The organism is Prosthecobacter fluviatilis, from assembly GCF_055388355.1.
Map to the genome: position 1 here is coordinate 3327506 of NZ_AP043782.1, position 25994 is coordinate 3353499.

Consider the following 25994-nt stretch of genomic DNA (forward strand, 5'->3'; position numbering starts at 1 on the left):
GTTCAGGTTAGGGTGAAATAGAACGAATCAACGTATCAGGATACGTTGATATGTTCCAAATGGATGCCTCGCTGTCAAACGGGGATTTATCCATCCCGGACTCTGCGTTTGTTGCTCACCCACCATGAAACTCGCCTCCCTCCTCCTGATCCTCGGGCTCGCCGCCTCGCTCCACGCCGAAGACCTCCACCCCGCTGCCGACGCCCCCGGTTTCGTCCCGCTCTTCAATGGCAAGGACCTCACCGGCTGGAAAACCACCGGCAACTGGCTCGTCGAGCCCGATGGCAGCCTTTCCCTGCATCCGCGTGAGGGAGAGAAAGGCTGGCAGCGCTACGATGCCTACATCGCCACCGAAAAACTCTACGGCGACTTCGTGCTCGATCTCGAGTTCAAGATCAATGCCAAGGGCAACAGCGGCGTCTTCATGCGCGTGGCCGACATGAAGGAACCCGTGAAAACCGGCTTTGAGGTCCAGATCCTCGACACCTACGGCCTCGAAAAACCCGGCCACCACGACTGCGGCGGCATCGTGCACGGCATCGGTCCGTCCAAAAACATGGTGAAACCCGCCGGGGAGTGGAACCGCTACACCATCACCGTCAAAGGTCGCAGTGTGAAAGTCGTCTTCAATGGCGAGGAAGTCATCAACACCACCCTGGAAGACATGAAAATGGCCGACCGCCCTAATCTCGGCCACATCGCCTTCCAGGACGAGGCCCTCCGTGTCTGGTACCGAAATGTGCGGATCAAGGAGCTCAAGTAGCTGCCTTCCTCGCCACTTTTCAGCCATGAATGACTGGCCCCAGCAACTCACGCTCATCTACAGCGTGCTCGCCTACCATATGTTTCTGCGGCCTCTGCTGGGAGGCTGGCTGCAACAGGGTTTTGTGCGGGAGGGGCGCATGGCGGAGATGCAGCGCTCGGTCTTCAATGCCCTCGTGAAAGTCTGGCTGGTGCCTCCGATCGTCCTGCCAGCCATCAGTGTGGAAAAGCTCACCTCCGCTCCCCTGCCGCAGGGCTTCACCGTGCGCCTCTGCCAGCCGGAGGACAGCCCGTCATGCCTTGAAATCTACCGCCTCAATGCCCCTGGTCGCTTCCCGGAGGAGGTGGAGCAGGAATTTGCCGCGTTGCTGGAAAAAGACGGCGGTTCGATGCTCGTCATTGAGAAGGATGGCCGCATCCTGGCATGTGGAGGTGCGGCCCTGCAAGATGGCACCGGGGGATTGCACTTCGGCTTGATCCATCCCGATTTTCAAAAGCAGGGCATCGGCCGCCTGCTGCTCATGGCCCGCCTGGTCCGCTTTGATTGCGCTGTACTTGCTATCCACATCTATTCAGTCGCCGACTCGGTGGGCTACTATGAGCGCTATGGTTTCAGGCGCTTCGGGCTCTGGTATTCCCATGACGGCGGCGCACATCCCGTCGCAGGTGTATCCTTGCATCCTGAAAACCGCCAGAAGCTTGCCTCCTTTCTTTCGGACGCAGGCTACCCCGTGCCACCGCCCCTGCCCGCCAGCACAACTGCCGGATAGATGCGCTCGCGCGCCGCAGTTTCAGCAGGCCATGAACCACCGCCATGTCCTCCTCCTGCTGCTGCTGGGCTGCGCCTTGATCTCCGCCCAGGCCGCCGACACACGCCCCAATGTCCTCCTGCTCATGGCGGATGATCTGGCAGCGACTCTGGGCTGCTACGGCCACCCGCAGGCCAAAACGCCGAACCTCGACGCGCTGGCCAAGCGCAGCGTGGTGTTTCACCGTGCCTACTGCCAGTTCCCGCACTGCAACCCCTCCCGCTCCTCCATGATGAGCGGCTTGCGACCCAATACGACCCGCGTCACCAACAACGAGGACAACCTCTACACCAACCTCCCCGACGTCCTCACCCTGCCCCACCACTTTCGCAGCAACAGCTACACCACCGCTCGCTGTGGCAAGATCTTCCACCTAGGCGTGCCCTCCGGCCTCGAAAGCATGGACGATCCCAAGGCCTGGGACTTCGGCACTCCTTTCAAGAACGAACTGCCCTACCCGCCCAAACGCGAGAGCAGCGTCAAGGTGAAGACGGGCAAAAAACAGGGCCTCGGCTGGCAGGAAATCCCCGGCGACGACGACCAGCTCGTGGACGGCAACTTCGCCAAAACCGCCATCGACTGGCTGGGCCGCCGTGACAAAACGAAGCCTTTCTTCCTCGCCGTCGGCTTCCACCGTCCGCACCTCCCCCTCGTGGCGCCAGCGAAGTATTTCGATCTCTATCCCCTCGAAAAAATCACCCTGCCCGAGGCCACTGCCGACGACGAGGCAGACATCCCCGCCCCTGCTCGCAATGGCGCGGTGCCCGGTTACGCGCTCACCTGCACGCCGGAGCAGCGCCGTGCCGCCATCCGGGCCTACCTCGCCTGCGTCAGCTACGTGGACGCCCAGGCGGGGCGGGTGCTCAATGCCATCAAGCAGATGGGCCTGGACGACAACACCATCATCATCTTCACCAGCGACCACGGCTGGCACCTCGGCGAGCACGGCCTGTGGCACAAACGCAGCCTCTTTGAGGAATGCGCACGCGTGCCCTTCATCATGCACACCCCCGGCATGAAGACCGGTGGCCAGGAAAGCCGCGGCCTCATCGAGCTGCTGGATGTGTATCCCACCCTTTGCGATCTGTGCGGCGTTCCTGCGCCAAAGCACCTGCAGGGCCGCTCACTGAACCCGCTGCTCCGCGACCCATCCGCCTCCATCCATCAGGAGGCCTTTACGCAGGCACGTCGTGGCAAGAATGCCGAATTCTGGGGCCGCACCATCCGCACCTCACGCTGGCGCTGCACCGAATGGGACGAAGGGAAAAATGGCCTCGAACTCTACGACCACGACAACGATCCCCACGAGTACACCAACCTCGCTGCCGCTCCCCAGCACGCCGGGGTGCTGAAAGAACTGCGAGCACGTCTGGCAGAGAAGCTGCCGCCGATCACGCAGTAGTCACACCCGCCTCAGTCTCATCACCGCCTCCCGCGCCCTCACCAGAAAGTCCGGCTTCGACTCCTCATCCTCCAGCCGGATCGGCTCGCCAAACGTCACGCTGCCCAGCACCGGCACCGGCAGGACTTCTCCCTTGGGCAGGATGCGGTTCAGATTCTCCATCCACACCGGAACCAGTTGCACATCCGGCCGCTTTTTTGCCAGATGATACAGCCCCGGCTTGAAAGGCTGCGGCTCATCTCCGGAGTGGCGGCCACCTTCCGGAAAGAGGATCAGCGAGTGCCGGTCCCCCAGCGCATTCACCATCTCCACCAGCGGATTCGCATCAGGCGTGGGCTTCTTGCGCTCGATCAGCACGGCATTGAAAACATGGCAGGCCAGAAAGGGGCGCACCCGGCCCACAGACCAGTAGTCCTTCGCCCCGATCAGGCGCGTCACGGCCCGGATCGGCGGCGGCAGGGAGGCCCAGAGTACCGGCCCGTCAAGGTTGCTGGTGTGATTGGCAAAGTACACCCGCTGCACCAGCTCCGGCGCACAGCCCTGCCAGCGGGCCACGGAACCCGAGAACATGCGCAACGAACCCGCGATGAGACTGCGAATCATGAGCATGAAGATGCGTGAAGAAGATCAAGTTGTCACGCGCCTTGCTTATTCGTAATGCTCTGCTCTTTCGCACATGCCAAATTCCACCCCATCCCCTCCTGATGCTTCCACGTGGATGACCGCTTTGGCGAACTTCCTCCTGGACGAACCGTCGGTCGAGTCCATCCGGCTGAATCCGGAAGCCAGACGCGTGGAAATGGCCACGCTCGGCCATGTGGACGGCGAAATGCTGCAGGCAAAGCTCTCCGAGATCCTGCGCGCCGTGGACGCCCGCTGGCTCAGGCAAAACGGCCACGTGACGCCCAGCCACGGCATGCTGGATGTGCAGGAAAAAGACGGCGCCTTTGTGCTGGCCAAGCCCTCGTGCCCCACCGCACCCAAGTTCTGGAAGTGGCGCGACTTCGCCTGGCCTGAACCCGACGAGATCGAGCAGGAAAGCGAGGACGAATGGCGCACGCTCGCGCTGCAGGCAGGCATTTGCGCCGTAGCTCTCGCCGCAGGCTACATCACCGAGCGCTTCTTTTCCGCCCCTCACTGGCTGCCGAAAAGCCTCTTTGCCATCTCCCTGGTTTCCGGCGGCTGGGACGCCGCCAAAGACACCTGGGAAAACATGCGCGAGCGCCGGCTGGATGTTCATTTTCTCATGCTGGCCGTGGCACTCGGTGCCGTGTCCATCGGTGCCTGGGAGGAGGGTGCCCTCCTGCTGTTCCTCTTCTCCACCTCCGGTGCTCTCGAGCACTTTGTCATGTTCCGCACGCACCGGGAGATCAATGCCCTGACCAAGTCGGCCCCCAAATTTGCCCACGTCCTGCAGCCTGACGGCAGCACCGCAGACCGCGCCGTGCAGTCCCTCCAGGTGGGAGAGGTCATCGTGGTCAAGCCGGACGAACTCTTTGCCGTGGACGGCACCGTCATCTCGGGCTCCACGGCAGCGGATGAGTCCACCCTCACCGGCGAGGCTGTGCCCATCCCCAAGGAAGCGGGTGCCCCCATTTACGGCGGCACCTTGAACCAATGGGGGCTCGTCCACGTGCGTGTGGACCGCCTGGCCACACAGAGCGCCCTGGCCAAGATCATCACCCTCATCCAAACCGCCCAGCATCTGCGAGCCCCCAGCCAGCGCTTTACCGACCGCTTTGGCACACGCTACACCATCCTCACCCTCAGCGTTGTGGCCGCCATGTTCTTCATCTGGTGGCTGGCACTCGGCATCCCACCTTTTGAAAACACCGTTGCGTCCAAGTCCTCCTTCTACCGTGCCATGACGCTGCTGGTGGTCATGAGCCCCTGCGCCCTCGTGCTCTCCATCCCCTCCGCCATCCTGGCCGCCATCGCCTGGGGGGCCCGGCGCGGCGTGCTCTTCCGCGGCGGCGCGGCCATCGAAAAGCTCGCCGAGGTGGACGTCATCGCCATGGACAAAACGGGTACCCTCACCGAGGGCGAGCTGAAGGTCAGCCGGATCGAAAGCTTCCCCGCCGGACGCGAGCAGGAGGTGCTGCGCATCGCCGCCAGCCTGGAGGCCAACTCCAACCACCCCATCGCGCGCGCCATCACCCAGCACGCCAAGGCCCAGGGCATCGAGATGGAAAAACTGGCCGAGTTTCAGTCCATCACCGGCCAGGGCCTGCGCGGCCGCACCGAGCGCGGGCTCAGCTACGTAGGCCGCCGCGAGCTCGTCAAAGACAGCCCCCTCGGCGCGGTGCTGGCGGCGGTGCCAGACGCCCCCCTTGGGTTCAGCGAGGTCTGGGTCCTCCACGAGCAGATCGTCGGCCGCGTCCTCCTCAAGGACGAAATCCGCGCCGGCAGCCGAGGCGTTCTCGAACGCCTCGCCGCCGACGGCGTGCGCACCATCATGCTCACCGGAGACCGCCGTGCCGCCGCCGCCGAGGTGGGGGAAAAGCTCGGCATCGCCGAGGTCCGCGCCGGACTCCACCCCGAGGACAAGGTGGCCGCCATCCGCGAACTCACCCAATCAGGCCACAAGGTGGCCATGGTGGGGGATGGCGTCAACGACGCCCCCAGCCTCGCCGCCGCCTACGTCTCCGTCGCCATGGGCGCTCGCGGCAGCGACGCCGCCCTGGAGCAGAGCGACGTGGTGCTCATGCAGGACAAGATCGAAAAGCTCCTCTCCGCCCGCCGCATCAGCGAGCGCGCCCGCCGCATCATTCAGCAAAACCTCGTCATCTCCCTCGGCAGCGTCATCGTCATGGCCGTGGCCTCGCTCTTCGGCATCGTACCGCTCACCGTGGGGGTGCTGACGCACGAAGGCAGCACGGTGGTGGTGTGTCTGAACAGCCTGCGTCTGCTCTTCGAAAAAGAGTAAATCCCCCCATTTTCCTTCTGTGTAACTCCGTGCTGGACGATTCCCCCCTTTTCTTCATACAGTAGAGAAAATCGGCATGCGCATTCTTTCCAAAGTCCTCTGGACCCTAGCTTTCCTCGTCGCCACCTTCATCTGGATGGTGCTCTTTGAGCACGGATTCAGCATGAAGGGCCTGACCGAAGGAACAGGAGCGGAACTGCGTGGCATCGCCGCATGGTTTGGTGGCGGGAAAAAATAGCCCGCCCCGCTTTCTTCAACCGACCAGATCCATCCCCCCCTCAAAGATTATGACCGTTACCGAAGCCGAAATCGACCCCAAGTACCAAGCCCTTTGGAAAAAAGCCCTCATTTCCGCCGAACGGAAAAACTGGGAGTATGTGATCGACCAGATGATGCCCATCGTGACGGCCAACGTCGGATTTCTGGACGGTCGCAAGCTGCTGCGCAGCGCGGAAGGAGAAGTCGCCGGCAGCGGCGGCAAGAAATTCAGCTTTGGTCTGGGCGGCCTGAAGCCCACCTCCAAGAAGGACCCGGTCGAGACCATCGCCGACATGGAGGAAAACATCTTCCGCAAGGACCCCTTCAATCTGAATGCCAACGAGCAGCTCTATGACATTGCGATGAAGATGCAGTTCACGGACCTGGCATCGTTTGCCTTGGAGACCATCCGGGCCGGCCACCCTGACAACACCAAAAACATGCACAAGCTGGCCCAGCATTACCTGGCACACCAGCAGCCGGAAAAAGCCGCCGATGTCTTCAACGCCATCCTGAAGGTCAACCCCCGTGACATGGAGGCCATGCAGGGCGAAAAGAATGCCGCCGCTCAAAGCTCCATCAAAAACCAGGGCTGGGGCTCCGCCAACTTCAAGGATGCCATGAAGGACTCAGGCGAGGCCGCCAAGCTGGAAATGCTCAGCCGCCAGGGCATGACGAATGAGCAGATGGAGCAGTTCCTCGCGGAAACCATCGAGCAATACAACGCCGACCAGGGGAACATCGTCATTGTCAAGCGCATGTCAGACCTGTATGAGCGCCTCGGGCAGCTCGAAACCGCGCTCATGTTCTACGACTACGCTCTCACCCTCAATCCCGGTGACGTCGCCCTCCAGCGCAAAGTGGAAAACCTGCGCGACAAGGTGCAGGACATGAAGATTGAGGAATACGAGCGGGAAATCGAGACCAATCCTGATGCGCCAGACATCGATGACAAACGCGCCCAACTCGCGGAAATCCGCCGTCAGCGTGCCAGTGTTGTCATCAGCGAGGCCAAGACCCGCGTGGACCGCAACCCCACCGACAAGACTCTGCGCTATGAACTGGGCCAGGCCTATTTCAACGCCGGCATGTACGGAGAAGCCCTCCCCGAGCTTCAGCAGGCAAAGTCCAACCCTAACATGCGCATCAAGGCGATCCTCATGCTAGGCCGCTGCTTCGAGCGCAAAAACATGAACGACCTGGCCAAAACCTCCCTGATGGAAGCCGCCAAGGAGCTGCTCGTCATGGATGCCACCAAGAAGGAAGTGCTCTACGAACTGGCCAACGTGCTCGAAAAAATGGGCGACAAAACCGCGAGCCTGGATGCGCTGAAGGAAATCTACAACGCCGACTACGGCTACCGGGACGTGGCGAAACGGGTGGAGTCTTCCTACTCCTGATCCGCCGCCCAGCCCCCCCCTGTTCCTGCAACACCCCGTTTCGCATTCCGAAACGGGGTGTTTTTTGTTCACATCCAAATGGTACTGGAAAGCCGGAACACGTCCGCCATCTTGCGGGCTGATGATATTCGAATTCCTCGCCGCCGCTGATTTATGGACCACCGTTAAAGATGGAATCCCCGTTGTGCTGGCCCTTGTCGTGATCGAGGGGCTGCTTTCCGTGGACAACGCGCTGGCGATTGCCGCGATGGCATCCCACCTCGACGAAAAGCAGCGCAAGACCGCCATGAACATCGGCTACGCCGGCGCCTATGGCTTCCGCATCGTCGCCCTTTTCACAGCCAGTCTCATCATGGACAACCACTGGCTGATGCTCGCGGGCTCTCTCTACCTGGTCTGGCTGATGTGCTCCCATTTTGCAGGACAGGAAGGTGACGAAGCGGAAGGAGCCGCGAAGTCGGCGCAGCACAGCTTCGCCAAAACGATTGCCATGATCGCATTTCTTGATCTGAGCCTGAGCTTTGACAACGTGGTGGCCGCCGTGGCTTTCGCGCGTGACAGCAAGACCCTTGTCTACATCGGCGTGACCCTGGGCATCATCACACTGCGTCTGGTTGCCGGTTACTGCATCAAGCTGCTTGAACGGCAGCCCTGGCTGGAGCACACCGCGTTTCTGCTCGTCGGCTTCGTGGGTCTGCTGCTGGGCCTGGAGCTCTTCTGGGATCAGAGCATCAAGCAGGTGTTCGAACTCGGCGGACTGAAGCTGATCAGTGAGGCCGGCGGCCACTACCACATTGCCAAGGCGGTGAAGTTTGCGGGCATCATCGGCATCATCCTGACACATCTGGCCTACGAGAAGAACGCCGCTTTCAAAGCTGTCCTCCGCCCCATCGCCCGCCTCCTCCTCATCCCCGCCCGGATCGTCTCCGGTCTCGTCAGCGCCGTCTTCTGGCCGCTGTCTGCTGTTGCTGGCGCCATCCGCAAATGAAAAATCCCCCGGCTGTCAGGCCGGGGGATTCGATCATCAGCCGCTGCTGGAACGGTCTGGAGCCCTTAAGGCTTCGGCTTCGTGATCATTTCAAAGTTGTCGCTGCGGAATGGCGTCACCGGCAGACCGTCAACGCTGTAGAGATTGCAAACGGGATTGTCTGCCCAGGCATAACGGACGGCCACAGGCTTGGCAACGCCCTTGGCACTGACCTCGATCTTGTCTTTGCCGATGATTTTAGCCTCAGCCCAGGCCCATTTCTTGTCTTCGCCACAAACCACAAAGCCCTTCACTTCGTTGATATCGACGGTGCGCAGACTGCTGCCGAAGGTGTCGAGCGTGACAACGACCTTGTCTCCGGCAAACTCAGCAGATTGAAACTCAGGGCTGCGGTATGGCAGCTTCATTCCGTAGTCCTTGACCAGCGCCCAGCGGGCCAGACGCTCGGCCACATCGCGCTTGTTCTTGGGATGGATGTCATTGGCATCCCCAAGATCAATGATGACCGCCTGCCCGCCATTCTTGATGGCAGCTTCCGTTTTTGTCTGGCTCTCACGCAGCTCGGCCCAGGAGCTTGCTGTGGCCTGCTCAGCATCCGCTTTTTCAGCCATGAAATCGGCCAGCTGCACCCAGTAGAATGGGAAATCCCCCTGCTTCCACTCGTTGCGCCAGTTCTGGATCATAAAAGGGAAGAGGCTGGCATATTCATAGGCACGCCCTGCATTGCTCTCCCCTTGGTACCAGATGGCGCCTTTGATGCCATAGCCAATGGTGGGCAGGAGCGCTCCGTTGTAGATGTTGCCAGGGCGTGCATTGCCGCGCAGCCACGCCTCCGGCGCAGCAGGGGCGCGGGCGGTAAAAGGTTTGCCGGCTTTCCTGGCTTCGTCTGCCTGTTTTTTCCAGGCGGCAAGATCGGCCTCATACTTGGTTTTGGCCTCAGCGGAGGACAGGAAAGCCTCGTTTTTCTTCGTGTTGGCCGTCAGCAGCTTGAAGCGGGCATCTTTCTCCAGTTCGGCGCGGTTCACCCAGGCTTCGCAAGCGCTGCCGCCCCAGGCGTTGTTGATCAGGCCCACTGGCACATCGAGCATTTTGTGAAGCACACGGCCGTAGAAAAAGCCGACGGCACTGAAGCCGCCCACGGTGGCGGGGGAGCACTCCTTCCACTCTCCTTTGAAATCCTGCTGTGGCTCCTGCGTGCCCACATTCGGCACCGTGATGAGGCGGATGTTCGGGTACTTCGCCGTGGCGATCTCCAGATCAGAGTCCCAGCTGGCGTTGACAGACCACTGCATGTTGGACTGGCCGGAGCAGATCCAAACCTCTCCAACGAGCACGTTCTTAAGCTCCTTGCTGCTGCTCCCGTTGATGGAGATCATGGCGGGCTTCGCACTGGCCGGCACAGGATCCAGCTTCACCGTCCATTTGCCATCGGCTCCGGCCTTGGCCGTCTTGGTCTGGTCGCCGAATTTGACAGTCACGTCCGTCCCTGGGGCGTCCCAGCCCCACATGGGATTGGTCTGCTTCTGCTGCAGCACCATGTTGTCGCCAATGATGGCGGGAAGTTTCAGTTCGGCACGCGCGGCAAAGGCCAGCGCGGCAAGAAGGGTGGTAAGCGGAAGAAGTCTCATGGATGGATGAAAAACAGGATGGTAGAAACGCAGATATGGGCGGTGTTTTCAAAAACTTTTAATTCTTACTTGAATAGTATATATTCAAAGAGAATAATTTCACCATGAAGCAGACCGACCTATTGCATCCGCCGGAAAGCGGCGCGCCCAAGCCGTCACCCCACACTTTGCCCCTCTGAGGAAGGGCTCGCAGATTCACATCACAGAAAAAATACCTCCCAGAGCAGGAAACCCCGCCTCACAGCCCCGAACCCTTTGCCTGCCGCTCCCCTCAGAAGCCATGAAAACAGCCAGCACACGCCCCGGCCCGCCACCCTCCATCTTCTTCTACACAGTCCTGCTTTTGGCGGTAGGCATCACGTGCAAGGCAGAAATCGCCCCCAAAAAAGAGCCCCGCAGCTCTTATTACCAAAACCCGCTGAGCTTCGGCACCACCCGTGATCCCGACCCGCCCAAGTATGTGCGCAGCGCCAACGAGATTGGCATCGATTCGCTCCTGAACGCCAAGTGGCTCGATGTCGGCATCGATTACCGCTTCCGCTATGAATACCGCGAAGGCGATCTCCGGCGTCCGATGGACTCGCTGGACCAGCCGCTGCTGCACCGCACACGTGCCTACATCGGCATCAAAGAAATTCTCGATCCGTTCCGCTTCGCTTTCGAGATGCAGGACTCAAGACGAGAGAACAGCCAGTTCGTGAGAGACACCCGGGATGTCAACGAATTCGCCGTCATCCGCCTGTACGGAGAGCTCTATTTCAAAAGCCTGTTTGGACACGATGCCCTGGGAAACAACCGCCCTCTCAGCGTGCGTTTCGGCATTCATAATTTCGACTTTCTTGACCGTCGTTTGCTGGCCAACAACCAGTGGCGCAACACCGCCAACACCTTCAAGGGTTTTCATGCCAGCCTCGGCCAGGAAAGCAATGACTGGCAGCTCGATCTGCTGGCCATCCAGCCTCTGACCCGCCAGAAATACTCCTGGGACACTCCTGTGGTCCAGCAGTGGGTGTATGGGGCCATCGGGCATCTGCGCGGCTGGTCGGATGTCATCACTTTTGAGCCCTTCTATCTCGCATTGAACCAGTCTGCCTACCCAGGAACACTGGAGTACGTGGTTCACTCACCGGGCCTGCGCGTTTATGGCATCGTGGCGGGCACAGGCCTGGACTATGATTTCAGTTTCATCTACCAGACCGGCAGAAACGGCACGCGGAAAGTGGACGCCTATGCTAGCACCTTTGAGGTGGGCTATACCCTGGCCTCTCAGCCTTGGAAACCCCGGCTCAGCCTTTTCTACGGCTACGCCAGCGGCGACCACAACCCCAGTGACAACAAAGACAACCGCTTCCAGCGTTTCTTCGGCTTTGGCCGCGCCTGGTCTGCAAATGACTACATCACCTTTCAAAATGTGAGCACACCCACGGCCCGCATCGAACTCAAGCCCCATCAGAAGCTGCGCCTTGATCTGAACTACAGCGCCTACTGGCTGGCCAGCGCCACCGATGTATTCTCCGTGGGCAACGTGATCCAGGTCCAGGACAAAACCGGAGCAAGCGGCAGATTCCTGGGCAATGAATACGACATCCGCGCACGCTACACCTGGGATGCAAAAACGGACATCATCATCGGCTACTCCTATTTCCAGTCGGGCGGTTACGTGCAAAAGCAGCTCCACCGTGACCACACCAACTTCGCCTACTTTGAGCTCACCCGACGTTTCTTTTGACGGCGACAACGGCTCAGCTTCCCGTCAGTGGGCATGAGGTAGTTTCCCAGGCACAAAAAGTCAGCGCTTGAAACAGTGGCACTTTCGCCCCATTGGCTGTTTGTGGGCTGGCACCTTCCACGGCCCAGCCCAAGACAGCTTCAAGAGTGATGACTGAGACGGACCAGCCAGAACAAGACAGCTTCCTGCCGAAGTTTGTCAGCACGCCCCTGAGGTCGGGGCATGGCATGAAAATCGGCATCTTCGCCGGCATCCATGGCGATGAAGAGGCCGGTACGCTGGCCACCGAGGAGCTCATCGCCTGGGCGGCCGGAAAGCCGGAGGAACTGCATGACTACGAACTGCATTTCTTCCCCGTGTGCAACCCCACGGGATGCCATCTGGGCACCCGGCACAGCCACAGCGGGCTGGATCTGAACCGGGAATTCTGGTGCGGCTCCATCGAACCCGAAGTTGTTTTCCTGGAAGCCGAACTGCGACGTGAACGCTACGACGGCATCATCTCGCTGCATTCGGATGACACGTCTGACGGCTGCTACGGCTTCGTCAGCGGAGCTCTCCTCAGCGAGCATCTCCTGGAACCTGCGCTGCAGGCCGCGAGTGAGTTTTTGCCGCGCAACGAACAGCATATCATCGATGGTTTCCCAGCCTTGCGCGGCATCATCAAGGAAGGCTACCTGGGCATTCTCAGCGCTCCGCCCGAGCAGCGCCCGCACGCACTGGAGATCGTGTTTGAGACACCGGCGCTGGCGCCGATGGATGCGCAGGTGAAAGCGACGGTGGCGGCGGTGAAGCGGATTTTGGCCGAGTACCGAGAACTGCAGGCTTATGCCGCCAATCTTTAACCATCCTGCACCGCAGCACTTGGATGGCTGGTTGGAACATTCGGGGGCATTTTCTCCGATCTTGATGTGAAGACATCCGTCAACTGCCGCGCATGCCTTTCACTCGCATTCGGAGACCGCTGGCCTTGCTTCACCGCCCCCGTTTCACTCGCAGCAACTTCTCCCCTGCCACGTTGAGCGTCTCGAGCTGCTTGGCGTAATGAAAGCGGATGAAGCGGTGTTCGGGTTCGCGGAAGAAGCTGGAGCCGGGGACGCCGGCGACGCCGACTTCTTTGACGAACCATTCGGCGGCTTCGGTGTCGGTGGGGAAGCCGAGGGATGAGATGTCCATGAGGACGTAGTAAGCGCCGTGGGGCTCGGTGAAGGGCAGGCCGGTGGCGCGGAGGTGATTGAGGAAGATGTCTCGCTTCTCGGTGTAGAGATCGCGCAGGCCGTGGTAGTAGCTGTCGGGGAGTTCGAGTCCGGCGACGGCGGCCTCTTGAAGCGGGGCAGCGGCACCGACGGTGAGGAAGTCGTGCACCTTGCGCGCCTGCGCGATGATGTGCGGGGCTGCCTGCACGTAGCCGAGGCGCCAGCCGGTGATGGAGTAGGTTTTGGAGAGTGAATTGCAGACGATGACGCGCTCTGCCGCACCGGGAAGCGAGTGCATGTACACGTGCTCGTGCGGTGCATAGACGATGTGCTCGTAGGGCTCGTCGGTGATGACGAAGGCATCGTGCTTTTCGGCGAGATCGAGGATCAGCTGCAGTTCGGCGCGGGTGAAGACCTTGCCTGTCGGGTTGGATGGATTGCAGACGATGATGGCCTTCGCCCCCTGGGCAAAGGCACGTGCGAGTTCATCGGGATCAAAGCCGAACTGCGGCGGGCGGAGGGGGACGTAGATGGGCTCGGCCCCGGAGAGGATGGCGTCTGCGGCGTAGTTTTCGTAGAAGGGGGAGAAGACGATGACTTTGTCTCCCGGCTCGCAGCAGGTCATCATGGCGCACATCATGGCCTCCGTGCTGCCGCAGGTGACGACGAGGTTTTGATCTGGATCAACCGCGGTGCCGGAGAAATGAGTGATCTTTCTGGCGAGCGCCTGGCGGAAGCGCGGCGCGCCCCATGTCACCGCGTATTGATGGAAAGGACCGCGCGTAGCACGCTCCAGTGCCGCGAGGATTTCCTCCGGCGGATTGAAGTCGGGAAAGCCCTGGGAAAGGTTGATCGCGCCGTGCTGATTCGAAAGACGCGTCATGGCGCGAATGACGGATTCGGTGAAGGCGTGGAGGCGGCGGGAAGTTGCAGGCATCCTTGCGATTTGGGCGAGAAGCCGCCACCGTGCAACCAACCAATCTGCCCCACATGCGCCGCCGCTGATCATGCCTCCTGAACCTTCCCCTCCGCCACAGCTCAAAGAATGGTTTGATGCCGCACGCTATCGCTCGATTGCCAAGGAACTCGCCAGCATCGCGCCGAAGTTTCGCAGCGATGATTTCATGAACACGGTGCTCGATGGGCTGGAGGAGCGCAGCCTGATGCAGCGGGTGCATCAGTGCGCAGTGGCCGTGGAGGTGGCGCTGCCGGGAACGTATCAGCAGAAGGTGAGGGTGCTGCAAAAGCTGGCGCCACGCATCGGGCATGAGTTTGTGACCATTTTCCTGGGCGATTTCGTGGCGACCTACGGCCTGGCTGATTTCGATTTTTCGATGGAAGCGCTGAAGTTTTTCACGGTGTTTGGCTCGGCGGAGTTTGCGGTGCGGCCGTTCATTCTGGCGGATCAAAAACGTGCCTTGCAAATGATGCACGCGTGGACTGCCGACCCGGATGAGAAGGTGCGCCGTCTGGCCAGCGAGGGATCGCGGCCGCGACTGCCCTGGGGCATGCGACTGCAGGCGCTGGTGCGCGACCCCGAGCCGACGGCGAAGATTTTGGAGGCGCTGAAGGATGATGACTCCCTGTTTGTGCGACGGTCGGTGGCGAATCATCTCAACGACATCACGAAGGATCATCATGACTCTGTTTTGCAGCGCCTCGAAAGCTGGGATCTGCGACAGGAGCACCTGCGGTGGATCGCCAAGCATGCGTGCCGCACGCTGATCAAGCGCGGGCATCCGGGGGCGCTGAAGCTGTTTGGCTTTGGCAAGAAGGCGGAGGTCACGGCGAAGCTGGAAGCTTCTCCATCACGCCTGGAACTGGGGCAGCGGCTTAAGCTGACGGCTGCGCTGACTTCCGCCTCTGGCCGTGCGCAGCGCCTCGCGATCGACTACGTGGTGCATTATGTCAAAGCGAGCGGAGGGAGTGCTGAGAAGGTGTTTAAGTGGACTGAGATCGACCTGCCGGCGCATGCTGAAATCGAGCTCGTCAAATCGCAGGTGGTGCGTGATTTCACCACGCGCAAACACTACGCAGGCAGGCACCGTGTGGAGCTGCAGGTGAACGGGCAGCGGGTGGCCGAGACGGTGTTTGTCCTGGCCTGAGCCGTGCCAAGGGCTCAGCGGTAAAAAGTTTCGAGAATCAAGGTGCAGAGGGCCTGACGATAGGTGGCATCTGCGGCATCCCCGGCAGGCCAGTCGGGACGGCCATGCTTGAAGGAGCCGTCCGGCTGCTGGGCGGCGAGGATTTGCGGCATGACCCGGGTGGCGAAGGTCGTCCACTCGGTGCCGCCGTTGAGGAAGAGGGCATTGCTGTAGCCATGCCAGCAGTAGAGGTTGCAGTTTTTCTCCCAGTCTGGCGGCTCGGCCTGGAGGAAGCCGGAGATGAATTTGACGCCCTTTTTAGCCGCAGGCGTGCTTTTCCCAGTCAGCATGAGATGGCCTGCCGTGGCGCCACCGCTGAGGCTCCATTGGTTGTAGTGTGCTTCGCGGAGGGCGCTGCCGAAGCCGCCGTCCTTGGTTTGAACGGATTCTATGTACGAAAGCGCCTTCTTGATGCAGGGGTCGAGCCCCTCGAATTTCAAGCCGGTAGCCTTGGCGACATTGAGCGCCTGAAAATGCCAGTTGGCCAAGGACAGATCGGAACCGGCCCCTGGATTATAGACAATCGTGTCGCCGCCATAAGTCCAGGCCCCCTTGCTCGTCTGCTGGCTGATGATGGTCTTGATGGCCGTTTCAAAACACTCACGCATACCTGGAAGGCTTTTGGTGCCCAGCCTTGCCATGACATAAGCCTCACCGACCGCCAGGGTGGCGATGGCATGCTCATAGGTTCCGGCTCCGCCTAGTCCCCCTCCATCTCGACCGGCCCACTTTTCGGAAAAAATGCCCGGAGGGTTTTTGCCAGCGAGCTCGATCAGGTACATCAGCCCCTTCACCACAGAGTCTCCATACTCGGGAGAATCCGGTGTCTCACCATGGCCGAGGAAGCACTGGAGCACAAAGCCGGTCATCGCCCCTTTGTTGGAGCGGCCCCAGGAGCCATCGGCGTTCTGGCTGGTTTTAAACAGATCCAGGGAAGCTGCCACTGCGGCCTCGATTTCAGGAGTGCCACCACCCCGGCGGATGGCCTCCAGACGGGTCGAGGGAGCGAAACGGGGGCGGAATGATTCGGGGAGGGTTTTGAGAGAGGCTTCTGTGATCCCACCGTCGGCGGCGCTCGCCGGTGCATTCTGCATGGCCATCCAGTGCTCCCTGGCATAGGCCTTGTCCGGCGGGCTGAGGTTGTCGATGGCGATCTCAAACTCAGCCCCGTTTTTCAAACGCACATTGACGGCACGTTTCGCGGCATTCACACCTGTGAGTTCGGCTTCGATCAGCTGCCCGCTGGTGTTCGTCCAGACACGCATTTCCGCCGCCGCACTGCCCAGCAGAATAACGCTCAACGTGGCAATGCCCCACACGCTCCTCATGGTTATTTTTTCACGGCAGTTTTCGCCTGTGCCTGGCTTTCAGCGGAGAGCTTGCTCAGCGCCAGGATGTGCGTGACCCCGGTGGAGGGAATTTTGAGCAGCACGCTGTCCCCTTCCAATCCCATGAATTCGGCCTCGATGGTTTTGCCTTCGGTGTTGGTCCACTTCAGGACTCCCCCAGCTGCAGGCATGGCGGCCGCAGGTGCAGCGCCTCCGCCAGTGAGGCTGGCTCCTTCATCGATCCATGCCTTGAGAGTCGCCAGTTCAGCGTCTGTCAGCCGGTTCTTGCCTTCGGGAGGCATCACGTCGCCATCATCATTTGGCAGCGTGCAGTTCACGTACATGGTGCTTTGCGCCCCCTGGCCGGGAATGATGTTTTTCCCGGCACCGATCTGCTCTGGCAGCTTGTCGTCATCCAGGGCCAGCTTTCCTTTGACCTTCTTCGTGACGCTGTGGCAGGCGTAGCACTTGTTGCGAAAGATCGGGGCGACCTGCGATTTGAAATCGACCGCAGAGGCAGCTGTTGCGGTGAGGACAAGAACGAAAAGAAGGCTGGATTTCATGATTGAATGCGACATGGAACGATCAAACGGGCGGGTTGCCTAGCTTATTTTACGGATTTTGCTCGATCAGCGCGCAGCCGGGTCGAGTTCACGCAGTTGCCTGAGCGTCGCCAGAATGGCATCCCGCTGAGATTGGAGACGGCTGATGCCTAGCACAGCGCGGCTGCCGGAAAGCGTGTTGAGCAGCGGGCTGGCCTCAGGCTGGCCAAAGTTCCAAGCCGCCCCACGCAGAGCGGCTGCATTCTTAGTGGTGAGCTCCTGGTACTCGGCATTCAAGACCTGCCTTTGTGAGGCAAGCTGCGCCCGCAACACCTCCACGACGTTGCGGGCTGGCATGGGCGCAGCCGGAGCCGGAGCGGCAGTCTGGGGCAATCCGGCCTGCTCACGCACCACCGAGGCTTTGGCTAACGTGTTTTCCCGTGCCTTCTCCAGTGCCTCCAGCGGGTCGTAGCAGGCCTCCCAGCGCAGATCCGGTGTGGTTTTCGCCAAGGCGACTTTCACCAGCCCGTCGGCGTACCTGATCGAAAGATCCTCTGCCGTGACTGCCGTGATCTCCGCCTCGCGCAGCACTCGGCCGTCCTCCAGACTCAGCGTTGGAAACTTTTTGCCTACCATCGCACTGCGGCGCTGCGTGCGAAACCGGTCGAACTGCGCTTTCAGCGCCTTGAGTTCATTCTGAGACTTTTGCAGCTCATTCTCAGTCTGCTTGAGCTCAGACTCCAGGGCGGTGAGTTTTTGCAGCTGTCCCTGCAGCAAAATCACGTCCGTCTGGGACTGCAGCAGCTGGTGGCTGGCCTCATCCACCCGCGTCTGCAGGGCCTGGTTTTCTAGCTGCAGCGCATCGTAGTCGGTTTTTTTGACGCAGCTCCCCATGAGCGGCAGCAAAAGTGCCGCTGTTTGAAGCTTCCAAAAGTAGGGGCTGCTCATTCCGGTGACAGTGTAATCCCTCTTAGAGCCGTTTGTCACGTATCCCGTCCATGATTTTCAGAATCCCCCCTCCCCAGACCCCGGCACTTGCATTCAGGGCATCCTAGCCGACACTGTAAGCCCCCCAAACCCATCCATTATGAGCAAAGCCTCCGTTGAAGACCTCAAACTCGCCTCAGCCGGCCTCCGCGGCCAGCTGGCCGAGCAGTTCGCTGACACCAGCACCCCGAACATTCCGGAGGACTCCAACATCCTGCTCAAACACCACGGCTCCTACCAGCAGGACGACCGCGATGTCCGTGCCGAGCGCACCAAGGCCAAGCTGGAAAAGGCCTGGAGCTTCATGATCCGCAGCAAGATGCCCGGCGGACGTATCACCGCCAAGCAGTGGCTCATCCACGATGACCTGTGCACCAAAGCCATGGGCAATATGCGCCTGACCAACCGTCAGGGCATCCAGCTGCACGGCGTGCTCAAAGGCGGCCTGAAGGAGGTCATCCACAACGTCTGCCACAGCGGCCTCAGCACCATGGGTGCCTGCGGCGACGTGGTGCGCAACACCATGGGCCCCGCCGCCCCCATCAAGGACGCCGTTCATGCTGATACTCAGAAACTTACGGAAGAGATCAGCCAGCGTTTCCTGTGGCGCTCCAACGCCTATGCCGACATCTGGCTGGACGGCGAAAAGCTCGAACCCGACTGGATGAAAGACCCTGCGGTCAATCCCGCCGTGCGCGAGCAGACCAAGGCCCCTGAAGGCGACGACCCCATCTACGGCAAGGTCTATCTGCCCCGCAAATTCAAGATCGGCGTGGCCATCCAGCCCTGCAATGACGCGGACATCTTCTCCCAGGACGTGGGCCTTGTGCCTCATGTGGTGAATGGAGAAGTGGAAGGCTACACCATCACGGTGGGCGGCGGCTTTGGCATGAGCCACGGCCAGCTCACCACCCGCCCATTCCTCGGCCAGCCGCTGCTCTACGCCAAGCGTGCCAACGTCGTTGATGCCATCGAGGCCATCGTGACCACCCAGCGCGACCACGGCAACCGCACCGAGCGTAAGAACGCCCGCCTGAAGTACACCGTGCAGACCATGGGCCTGGACGGATTCCGCGCTGAAGTGGTCCGCCGCCTGCCCGGCATCGAGACCTTCCCGCCCAAGGAGCTGAGCTTTGACACCGTGGAAGACAAGCTGGGCTGGCACGAACAAGGAGACGGCAAGCTCTACTGTGCAGTGCACGTGAGCATGGGCCGCATCGTGGACCGTGAAAACGGCCCTCAATACCGCAGCGCCTTTGCCGAGCTGGCCCGCACGCTGGACCTGCCCTACATCGTCACGCCGAACACGAACCTCATCATCGCTGAGGTTTCCCCAGATCAGAAAGCTGCTGTGGACGCCATCCTGGCCAAGCACGGCGTCGTCCACGCCGACGGCATGACCCGTGCTCGCAAAGTGGCTCACGCCTGCGTGGCCCTGCCCACCTGCGGCCTGGCCCTGAGCGAATCCGAGCGCGTCCTGCCCGGCTTCATGGACAAGATCGACGAAGCGCTGCGCGAGCTTGGTCTGGAAAACGAGCCGATCCTCTTCCGCATGACTGGCTGCCCCAACGGCTGCGGTCGTCCCTACAACGCCGATTTCGGCTTTGTGGGCCGCTCGCCCAACAAGTACGCCATGTTCGTCGGCGGCAGCATCCGCGGTGACCGCCTTGCAGGCCTGGAATTCAAGACCGTCCTCGGCGAAGAAGTCCCCGGCAAGGTCCGCGCCTTCCTCGAAGCCTTCAAGGCCGAGCGGAAAGAAGGCGAAATCTTCGCCGACTGGTTCGCCCGCACCCGCACCAAAGGCGAGGCCCCGACACCCGAGCAGTTCCACATCGAACTGGCCGAGCGTGCTGCCAAACTGGCCGGCGCCAAGGCTTCCGAAGAGGGCTGATCCTCTAAAAAGCGTCGTTTCCGAGGCGGTCCGCGATGAGCGGACCGCCTTTTTTGTGTCGGGAAAGCAGGATGCAAAAGCGGTGCCACCTGCTGCTATTTGCATACCCCTCTCGCGTTCCACACAGCAGCAAGGCTACTTTGAGCATGCCCGTACTTGTGCGGGGCGGTTCTTTGGGGCACAGACTGCGGCATGTCTCTCCCGTTCTACCACTACCTGCATCTCATCGGCCTGATCCTCGTTTTCGTCGGCATCGGCGGTCTGCTCTCCAGTGAAGGAGCCAAGAAGGCCATGATGTGGCATGGCATCGGCCTCGTCATCAGCTTGGTCTCAGGCTTTGGCATGCTGGCCAAGCTGGGCATCATGGGTGCCATGCCCAAGTGGGTCTGGATCAAGATCGCCCTCTGGCTCGTCCTCGGCTTCCTGCCCGTGCTGGCAAAGCGCCGCGTGCTCGCCGCGCCGCTGGTGGTGCTGATCGCCGTGATCGTAGGCGCTGGCCTGGGTTACCTGGGCTACTTCAAGCCGGCGTTTTGATTTAGCTGAGAACGACAGACCCTCCTGCCTGTCGGCCCCAGCACTCCGGCCATTCGAACGGCATATGAGTCATTCTGCCGTGTCGATACTGCGGGCTGGGTAAAGGCTGAAGACCGGCATGAGACTGCTCGTGCCCATCACACCTTCTTCACGCCCCGAGCGCTTTGCTCTTCTCTGTAGCCGCGCGCACGGCCTGGATCATCGCATGGCGCAGCCCGTGCTGCTCCAGCTTTTCCAGCCCGGCAATGGTCGTACCACCTGGGCTGGTGACTTCATCCCGCAGAGCTGCGGGATGTTTGCCAGTGGTGAGCACCATCTCCGCCGCACCTGCAACGGTCTGGGCCGCAAGGCGCAGGGCCGCTGCGCGTGGCAGGCCCATGAGGACGCCGCCATCGGCCAGGGCCTCGATGACGGTGTAAACGTATGCCGGGCCGCTGCCGGAGAGGCCGGTGACGGCATCGAGCAGCTTTTCCGCCACTTCGTCCGCCGTGCCCACGGCTCCCAGAATCTTCTCCGCCAGCGCCGCGTCCTTTGCCGTGGCCTTGCTTCCGCGCGCATAGGCTGCGGCCCCGATACCGACGAGCGCCGGGGTATTGGGCATGCTGCGAATCACGCGCTGCTTTTCGCCGAGCCAGGCCTCCAGATGCGACAGCGATACCCCGGCGGCGATGCTGAGGTAGAGCCGAGAGCCTTTGACCTGGGCGAGGCTTTCGCACAGACCCTGCATGTCACCCGGCTTCACAGCGAGGATGATGACGTCCGAAGCGGCCGCGACCTCAGCCGGTGTGCCGGTGATGGTCTTGCAGGTGAGGCATTTACGCAGGGCGCTCACGGCCTCGGGCATCACATCGCTCAGCGCCACATGCAGGCCGCTTTTTCCCAGCGCCTGCTCCACGCCGCGCAGCAGTGCACCACCCATTTTTCCACAGCCAATCAGTCCGAGTTTCATCATGGCATAACTGTGGGGCGGATGCGCTGGCGCGCAAGTGCGCCAATCTTGTCTTGCATTTTCCCCCTGTTTTTTGCGATGATATTAAAAACAACCACTAAATCGCACGTGGACCAATTTCACCCAGAAAAAATCCTCGCCGCAGGCCCTTCTGCCAAAGTTTACCGGGGGGTCGAGACGGAAACGGGACGCAAGGTTTTGATCAAAGCCCTGCTCCAGGACCACGAAGCCGCACATCCGCTGAATCGCGAGCTCCTCCTGGAAATGGCCCCTTCTCTGATGCAGCTGCGACATCCGCACATCGCGGGTCTCCATATGCTGCTGCCCGCAGAGGATGAGCTCGCCCTGGTGTCTGATTTCATGCCGGGCTTGAACGGCCGCTCCTTTGACGAAGAGCGCAGGCCCTCCCCTAAGGATCTGCGCACACTGGCGGCACAGCTCATGCACGCCCTGCTGGTGGGCGAAAAAATGGGCCTGCCCCATGGCGATCTAAAGCCGAGCAATCTCATCATCGCCGACCACCCCGACGGCGGCTTGTTTCTACAGGTGCAGGACTGGGGACTCTCCATGGCCCGCAAAACCCAGCCGCCTGAGACGCTGTGGTTTCGCGCACCTGAGCTGCACAGCGGCGGCCAGCCCACGATGCGGAGCGATCTTTTCACTGCGGCAGGCAGCCTGTTCTGCATCGCCACAAACACCACTCCGACTCTGGGAACCACGGTGAATGAGGTCATGGAGGACTGGCTGGCCTTTGACGCCAGCGAGGTGCTGGCCCATCTGCGGCCCGACCTGGACCAGCCCCTGCGCGACTGGCTGGCTTGGCTGCTCAATCTGGTGCCGCAGCAGCGCCCAAAATCCGTTTCACAAGCTCTGACAGTGCTGATGCAGAGCATGCCGGCCGGCTCCGCCTACCAGACAAAGCAGCCCCCGGTGATGGCCGCAGGCGCCAAGACCACACGGCTCGGGTCCACTGCGCCAAAGCCCCGGCCCGTGCTGACCAAGGCGTCGTCATCGCCTGTGGGCCGCCCACTACCACTGGCAGCCGTGCCCAAAAAGGCCTCCCGCACCCGTGTCATGGCCACCGTGCTGCTAAAGATCGCCGCACTCACCGTCATCGGGGTTTTTGCCTGGACTGTACTTCAGAAGTTCCTCCCCGGTTTGCAAGCTTCCACCGTCATGAACAGCGGAAAATCTGCCACCGTTGCCGCCGCCCGGCATGCTGGGACGGGCAGCCACCAGCATACAGTCATTCGGGCTCAGCTGCCTGCCAAACCCCGCACCAGTCTCCACTAGGCGGCACAGGCTACCGCGCGACAGCATTCTCCATGCATCAGGCGCTGATTTCGCATGCTGGGTTGGAGTATTCCTCCGAGTCGTGAAAAGCCAACCCGCCCTCCTCTTTCTGCTGCTCGCCGCACCCGCACAGGCGGCGGTGGATTTCGTCCAGGACATCCAGCCCATCTTTGCAGAGCACTGCTACCAGTGCCACGGCGGACACAAGCAGGAGGCGGCCTTCCGGCTGGACCACAAGCCCAGCGCGCTCAAGGGCGGCGACTTTGGCGTGGCCATCCTGCCGGGCAAAGCGGACGACAGCCGCCTGATGCACGCCGTGCTGGGCACGAACCCAAAGATGCGCATGCCGCGCAAGGGCGACCCGCTGAGCACGGCGGAAATCGCCAAGCTCAAGGAGTGGATCGATGCCGGAGCGGTGTGGCCGGACAGCGCGAGCGTGAAGCTGGAGCAGAAGACAGATCACTGGGCCTTCAAGCCCCCGGTGAAGCCGAAGGTACCGACGAACGCCAAGCACCCCATCGATGCCTTCATCCGCGAGCGGCTGCAGAAGGAAGGCCTCTCCCCTTCCCAATCTGCAGAACCCGCCACGCTGCTGCGCCGCCTGCACCTGGACCTGACCGGCCTGCCACCCACGCCGCAGGAGATCGATGCCTTTGCCACGGCTTGTCAGAAAGACGCCACTGGCAGCATCCAGCGTGCGGTCTCCACTCTGCTGAACTCGCCGCACTATGGCGAGCGCTGGGCGCGCCACTGGCTGGATGCAGCCCACTATGCGGACAGCAACGGCTATGAAAAAGACCCGATGCGCTTCATCTGGTTTTACCGCGACTGGGTGGTGAACGCCTACAACCGCGACCTGCCCTACGACCAGTTCATCATCCAGCAGCTCGCAGGCGACGAACTGCCAAAGGCCACACAGGACCAGATCGTGGCCACTGGCTTCCTCCGCAACACGATGATCAACGAGGAGGGTGGTGTGGACCCGGAGCAGTTCCGCATGGAGGCCATGTTTGACCGCATGGACACCATCGGCAAAAGCGTCCTCGGCCTCACCATCGGCTGCACGCAGTGCCACAACCATAAGTACGACCCCATCTCGCAGGAGGAGTACTACCGCATGTTCGCCTTCCTGAACAATGACAACGAGCCCTGGCGCGTGGTGTACACCAGCGGCGAGCAGATGCAGCGCACGCAGCTGCTCACACGCATCGGCGAGCTGGAAGCCAAGCTGAAGCACGACCACCCGGACTGGCAGCAGCGCATGAACCAGTGGGTGGCTTCTGTGAAATCCGCGCAGCCTCAATGGCACACCCTGGCCTTTGAAGACGACCCCTCCGGCGGTGAAAAGGCTCTGCGCCAGCCCGACGGCAGCATCCTCGCCCAAGGCTACGCCCCGACAAAGAGCGACGTGAAGTTTGCGGTGAAGGGCTTTCATGACGCCCCGATGCCTGACAGGAGCGCGGACAAGAGTGTCCGCCCTCCTCTCACCACCATCACCGCCTTCCGTCTGGAACTCATGAACGACCCCAACCTCCCTGCCTATGGCCCCGGCCGCTCGCAGAAGGGCACGGCGGCGCTGACGGAGTTCAGCGCGGAAATGAAGATCGACGGCAAACCGACCAAGCTGAAATTCAGTCAGGCCACGGCGGATTTTGGCGAGCCTGAAAACACGCCTCTCGCACCCTTTGCGCGCGACAAGGAAAGCGAGAAGGACAAGCGCGTCACCGGCCCCATCGCCTACGCGATCGATGGCAAGGCGGACACCGCCTGGGGCATCAACGCCGGTCCGGGACGGCGCAATGTGCCGCGCAACGCGGTCTTTGTGCTGGAGAAGCCCGTGGAGCTGAAGCCCGACAGCGAGCTCGTTGTCACGCTGAGCATGAAGCACGGCGGCTGGAACAGCGATGACCTGCAGACGATGAACCTCGGCCGCTACCGCATCAGTGTGACCGACGCACCCAAGGCTGCGGCCAATCCGCTCTATGGCGGCAAGCCCGAGTTCTCTGTCTTCCGCACCACCGTGGCCGAATGGCAGCCGGTGAATGACGAAATCGAGTCCCTCTGGAAGCAGCATCCCGAAGGCACCACCACGCTCGTGCTGGACAGCCGCTCTGAGCCGCGCATGACCTCCGTGCTCAAGCGCGGCGATTTCCTCAAGCCCGACAATCGTGTGACCGCCGGGGTGCCTGCGGTGCTGAATCCGCTGCCCAAGAACGCCGATGGCTCGCGCCTCACCTTTGCCAGATGGCTGGTGGACAGGAAATCTCCCACCGCCGCCCGCGCCTATGTGAACCGCGTATGGCAGGCGGTCTTTGGCACCGGTTTGATCGAAACTGCGGAGGACCTGGGCACCCAGGGCTCGCCACCCAGCCACCCCGCCCTGCTCGACTGGCTGGCGGTCGATTTCATGGAGCACGGCTGGAGCACCAAGCACCTGCTGCGCCTCATCACCAGCAGTGCGACCTATCAGCAGAGCAGCAAGGTCACACCGCAGCTTCTGGAGCGCGATCCCTACAACCGCCTGCTCGCCCGCGGCCCGCGCTTCCGTGTGGAGGGCGAGGTGGTGCGCGACATCCAGCTCGCCGCCAGCGGCCTTCTCAATCCCGCCGTGGGCGGACGCCCTGTAATGCCACCCGCCCCGGCATACCTCTTCGAAAAACCCGCCAGTTACGCGCCCTTCCCCTGGAAGGTGGATGAGGACGCGAGCCAGTTCCGGCGCAGCCTCTATGTCTTCCGCCGCCGCAGCACGCCGTATCCTTTCCTGAGCACCTTTGACGTGCCGAATGGCGAGAGCTCCTGCATCCGCCGTTCCAAGAGCAACACGCCACTCCAGGCCCTCATGACCTTGAATGAAACCATGAGCATGGAGGCCGCAAAAGCTCTCGGCGCACGCATGTGGAAAGAAGGCGGCGCGGATGATGCTGCCCGCATCGCCTACGGCTTCCGCCTCTGCACCGGCCGCCCGCCGAGTGCGAAGGAAACGACCGTCCTGCTCGGCATGCTCCAGCGCCACCAGCCCAAGTCCGGCGAAATCGACTCCCACACCCTCGTTGCCCGCGTGCTGCTGAATCTGGATGAGACAATCACGAAGGAGTGATCCAACAGGGCTGACGCATGCACTGCCTGTAAGACTCTGGCAGTTCCAAAAACAGATGTCAGAGTGGTTGCTGGCTGAAGCAGGCACTCAAATACAACACGGTGCCAGCTGTCGCTTGAGAGAGTTCATTC

21 protein-coding genes are annotated in these 25994 nt (G+C 61.4%); 14 read left to right on the top strand and 7 right to left on the bottom strand.

Annotated elements, in window-relative coordinates:
* Window positions 1-124 precede the first annotated feature (124 nt).
* Genes ACZ5WW_RS12775 through ACZ5WW_RS12785 form a run of 3 tightly spaced genes read left to right on the top strand, consistent with a single transcriptional unit; the run spans window position 125 to window position 2973 of the window.
* On the top strand, window positions 125-763 hold the full coding sequence (locus tag ACZ5WW_RS12775) for a 3-keto-disaccharide hydrolase (RefSeq protein WP_377168135.1): 639 nt from the start codon (window positions 125-127) through the stop codon (window positions 761-763).
* A 25-nt stretch (window positions 764-788) separates the two neighbouring features.
* On the top strand, window positions 789-1532 hold the full coding sequence (locus ACZ5WW_RS12780; protein ID WP_377168137.1) for a GNAT family N-acetyltransferase: 744 nt from the start codon (window positions 789-791) through the stop codon (window positions 1530-1532).
* A gap of 31 nt (window positions 1533-1563) precedes the next feature.
* Window positions 1564-2973 carry a sulfatase gene (locus ACZ5WW_RS12785; protein ID WP_377168139.1) on the top strand — a complete coding sequence of 470 codons (1410 nt, stop codon included), beginning with the start codon at window positions 1564-1566 and terminating at the stop codon, window positions 2971-2973.
* Here ACZ5WW_RS12785 and ACZ5WW_RS12790 read toward each other — a convergent pair whose 3' ends face one another.
* Entirely contained in the window at window positions 2974-3576 is a 603-nt protein-coding gene (locus ACZ5WW_RS12790) for a lysophospholipid acyltransferase family protein (protein WP_377168141.1), read from the bottom strand.
* A 73-nt stretch (window positions 3577-3649) separates the two neighbouring features.
* Here ACZ5WW_RS12790 and ACZ5WW_RS12795 point away from each other — a divergent pair, with 73 nt between their 5' ends.
* The 4 genes from ACZ5WW_RS12795 to ACZ5WW_RS12810 all read left to right on the top strand — a co-directional run bounded on the left by ACZ5WW_RS12795 (window position 3650) and on the right by ACZ5WW_RS12810 (window position 8545).
* On the top strand, window positions 3650-5899 hold the full coding sequence (locus ACZ5WW_RS12795; protein ID WP_377168143.1) for a heavy metal translocating P-type ATPase: 2250 nt from the start codon (window positions 3650-3652) through the stop codon (window positions 5897-5899).
* A gap of 76 nt (window positions 5900-5975) precedes the next feature.
* Window positions 5976-6137 (top strand): hypothetical protein, encoded by a 162-nt coding sequence (locus ACZ5WW_RS12800; RefSeq protein ID WP_377168145.1) that lies wholly within the window; start codon window positions 5976-5978, stop codon window positions 6135-6137.
* Between the two features lie 49 nt (window positions 6138-6186).
* On the top strand, window positions 6187-7557 hold the full coding sequence (locus tag ACZ5WW_RS12805) for a tetratricopeptide repeat protein (protein ID WP_377168147.1): 1371 nt from the start codon (window positions 6187-6189) through the stop codon (window positions 7555-7557).
* A gap of 121 nt (window positions 7558-7678) precedes the next feature.
* A complete protein-coding gene (locus tag ACZ5WW_RS12810; RefSeq protein WP_377168149.1) occupies window positions 7679-8545 on the top strand; it encodes a TerC family protein in 867 nt (288 codons plus the stop codon).
* Window positions 8546-8610: 65 nt separating this feature from the next.
* On the opposite strand, the gene ACZ5WW_RS12815 is transcribed toward ACZ5WW_RS12810, so the two are convergent.
* Window positions 8611-10173 (bottom strand): sialate O-acetylesterase, encoded by a 1563-nt coding sequence (locus tag ACZ5WW_RS12815; protein ID WP_377168151.1) that lies wholly within the window; start codon window positions 10171-10173, stop codon window positions 8611-8613.
* Between the two features lie 280 nt (window positions 10174-10453).
* On the opposite strand from ACZ5WW_RS12815, the gene ACZ5WW_RS12820 reads away from it, so the two are divergent.
* Window positions 10454-11902: an alginate export family protein gene (locus ACZ5WW_RS12820; RefSeq protein ID WP_377168153.1), complete on the top strand. Its 1449-nt coding sequence runs from the start codon at window positions 10454-10456 to the stop codon at window positions 11900-11902.
* 149 nt (window positions 11903-12051) lie between these two features.
* On the top strand, window positions 12052-12747 hold the full coding sequence (locus ACZ5WW_RS12825; RefSeq protein WP_377168155.1) for a M14 family metallopeptidase: 696 nt from the start codon (window positions 12052-12054) through the stop codon (window positions 12745-12747).
* A gap of 130 nt (window positions 12748-12877) precedes the next feature.
* Here ACZ5WW_RS12825 and ACZ5WW_RS12830 read toward each other — a convergent pair whose 3' ends face one another.
* Window positions 12878-14035: a pyridoxal phosphate-dependent aminotransferase gene (locus tag ACZ5WW_RS12830; protein WP_377168157.1), complete on the bottom strand. Its 1158-nt coding sequence runs from the start codon at window positions 14033-14035 to the stop codon at window positions 12878-12880.
* Window positions 14036-14105: 70 nt separating this feature from the next.
* On the opposite strand from ACZ5WW_RS12830, the gene ACZ5WW_RS12835 reads away from it, so the two are divergent.
* Window positions 14106-15203 (top strand): DNA alkylation repair protein, encoded by a 1098-nt coding sequence (locus ACZ5WW_RS12835; protein WP_377168159.1) that lies wholly within the window; start codon window positions 14106-14108, stop codon window positions 15201-15203.
* A 14-nt stretch (window positions 15204-15217) separates the two neighbouring features.
* Here the strand turns inward: ACZ5WW_RS12835 and ACZ5WW_RS12840 are convergent, their stop codons facing one another.
* From ACZ5WW_RS12840 to ACZ5WW_RS12850, 3 genes are all read right to left on the bottom strand, one after another.
* The gene (locus ACZ5WW_RS12840; protein WP_377168161.1) at window positions 15218-16570 is read right to left on the bottom strand and encodes a prenyltransferase/squalene oxidase repeat-containing protein; all 1353 of its coding nucleotides are present in this window, start codon (window positions 16568-16570) and stop codon (window positions 15218-15220) included.
* Between the two features lie 2 nt (window positions 16571-16572).
* Window positions 16573-17133, bottom strand: coding sequence for a c-type cytochrome domain-containing protein (locus ACZ5WW_RS12845; RefSeq protein WP_377168163.1), 561 nt, complete (start codon window positions 17131-17133; stop codon window positions 16573-16575).
* A gap of 66 nt (window positions 17134-17199) precedes the next feature.
* Complete coding sequence (locus tag ACZ5WW_RS12850) at window positions 17200-18060, bottom strand: hypothetical protein (protein WP_377168165.1); 861 nt, start codon at window positions 18058-18060, stop codon at window positions 17200-17202.
* Window positions 18061-18199: 139 nt separating this feature from the next.
* Here ACZ5WW_RS12850 and ACZ5WW_RS12855 point away from each other — a divergent pair, with 139 nt between their 5' ends.
* Window positions 18200-19990: an NADPH-dependent assimilatory sulfite reductase hemoprotein subunit gene (locus tag ACZ5WW_RS12855; RefSeq protein WP_377168167.1), complete on the top strand. Its 1791-nt coding sequence runs from the start codon at window positions 18200-18202 to the stop codon at window positions 19988-19990.
* Window positions 19991-20182: 192 nt separating this feature from the next.
* Complete coding sequence (locus tag ACZ5WW_RS12860) at window positions 20183-20524, top strand: hypothetical protein (protein WP_377168169.1); 342 nt, start codon at window positions 20183-20185, stop codon at window positions 20522-20524.
* A 148-nt stretch (window positions 20525-20672) separates the two neighbouring features.
* Here ACZ5WW_RS12860 and proC read toward each other — a convergent pair whose 3' ends face one another.
* A complete protein-coding gene (proC, locus tag ACZ5WW_RS12865; protein ID WP_377168171.1) occupies window positions 20673-21476 on the bottom strand; it encodes a pyrroline-5-carboxylate reductase in 804 nt (267 codons plus the stop codon).
* A gap of 105 nt (window positions 21477-21581) precedes the next feature.
* Here proC and ACZ5WW_RS12870 point away from each other — a divergent pair, with 105 nt between their 5' ends.
* Together ACZ5WW_RS12870 and ACZ5WW_RS12875 are read left to right on the top strand one after the other, a co-directional pair.
* On the top strand, window positions 21582-22766 hold the full coding sequence (locus ACZ5WW_RS12870; RefSeq protein WP_377168173.1) for a serine/threonine protein kinase: 1185 nt from the start codon (window positions 21582-21584) through the stop codon (window positions 22764-22766).
* A gap of 82 nt (window positions 22767-22848) precedes the next feature.
* Window positions 22849-25863 carry a PSD1 and planctomycete cytochrome C domain-containing protein gene (locus tag ACZ5WW_RS12875; RefSeq protein WP_377168175.1) on the top strand — a complete coding sequence of 1005 codons (3015 nt, stop codon included), beginning with the start codon at window positions 22849-22851 and terminating at the stop codon, window positions 25861-25863.
* The last annotated feature ends 131 nt before the right edge of the window (window positions 25864-25994 follow it).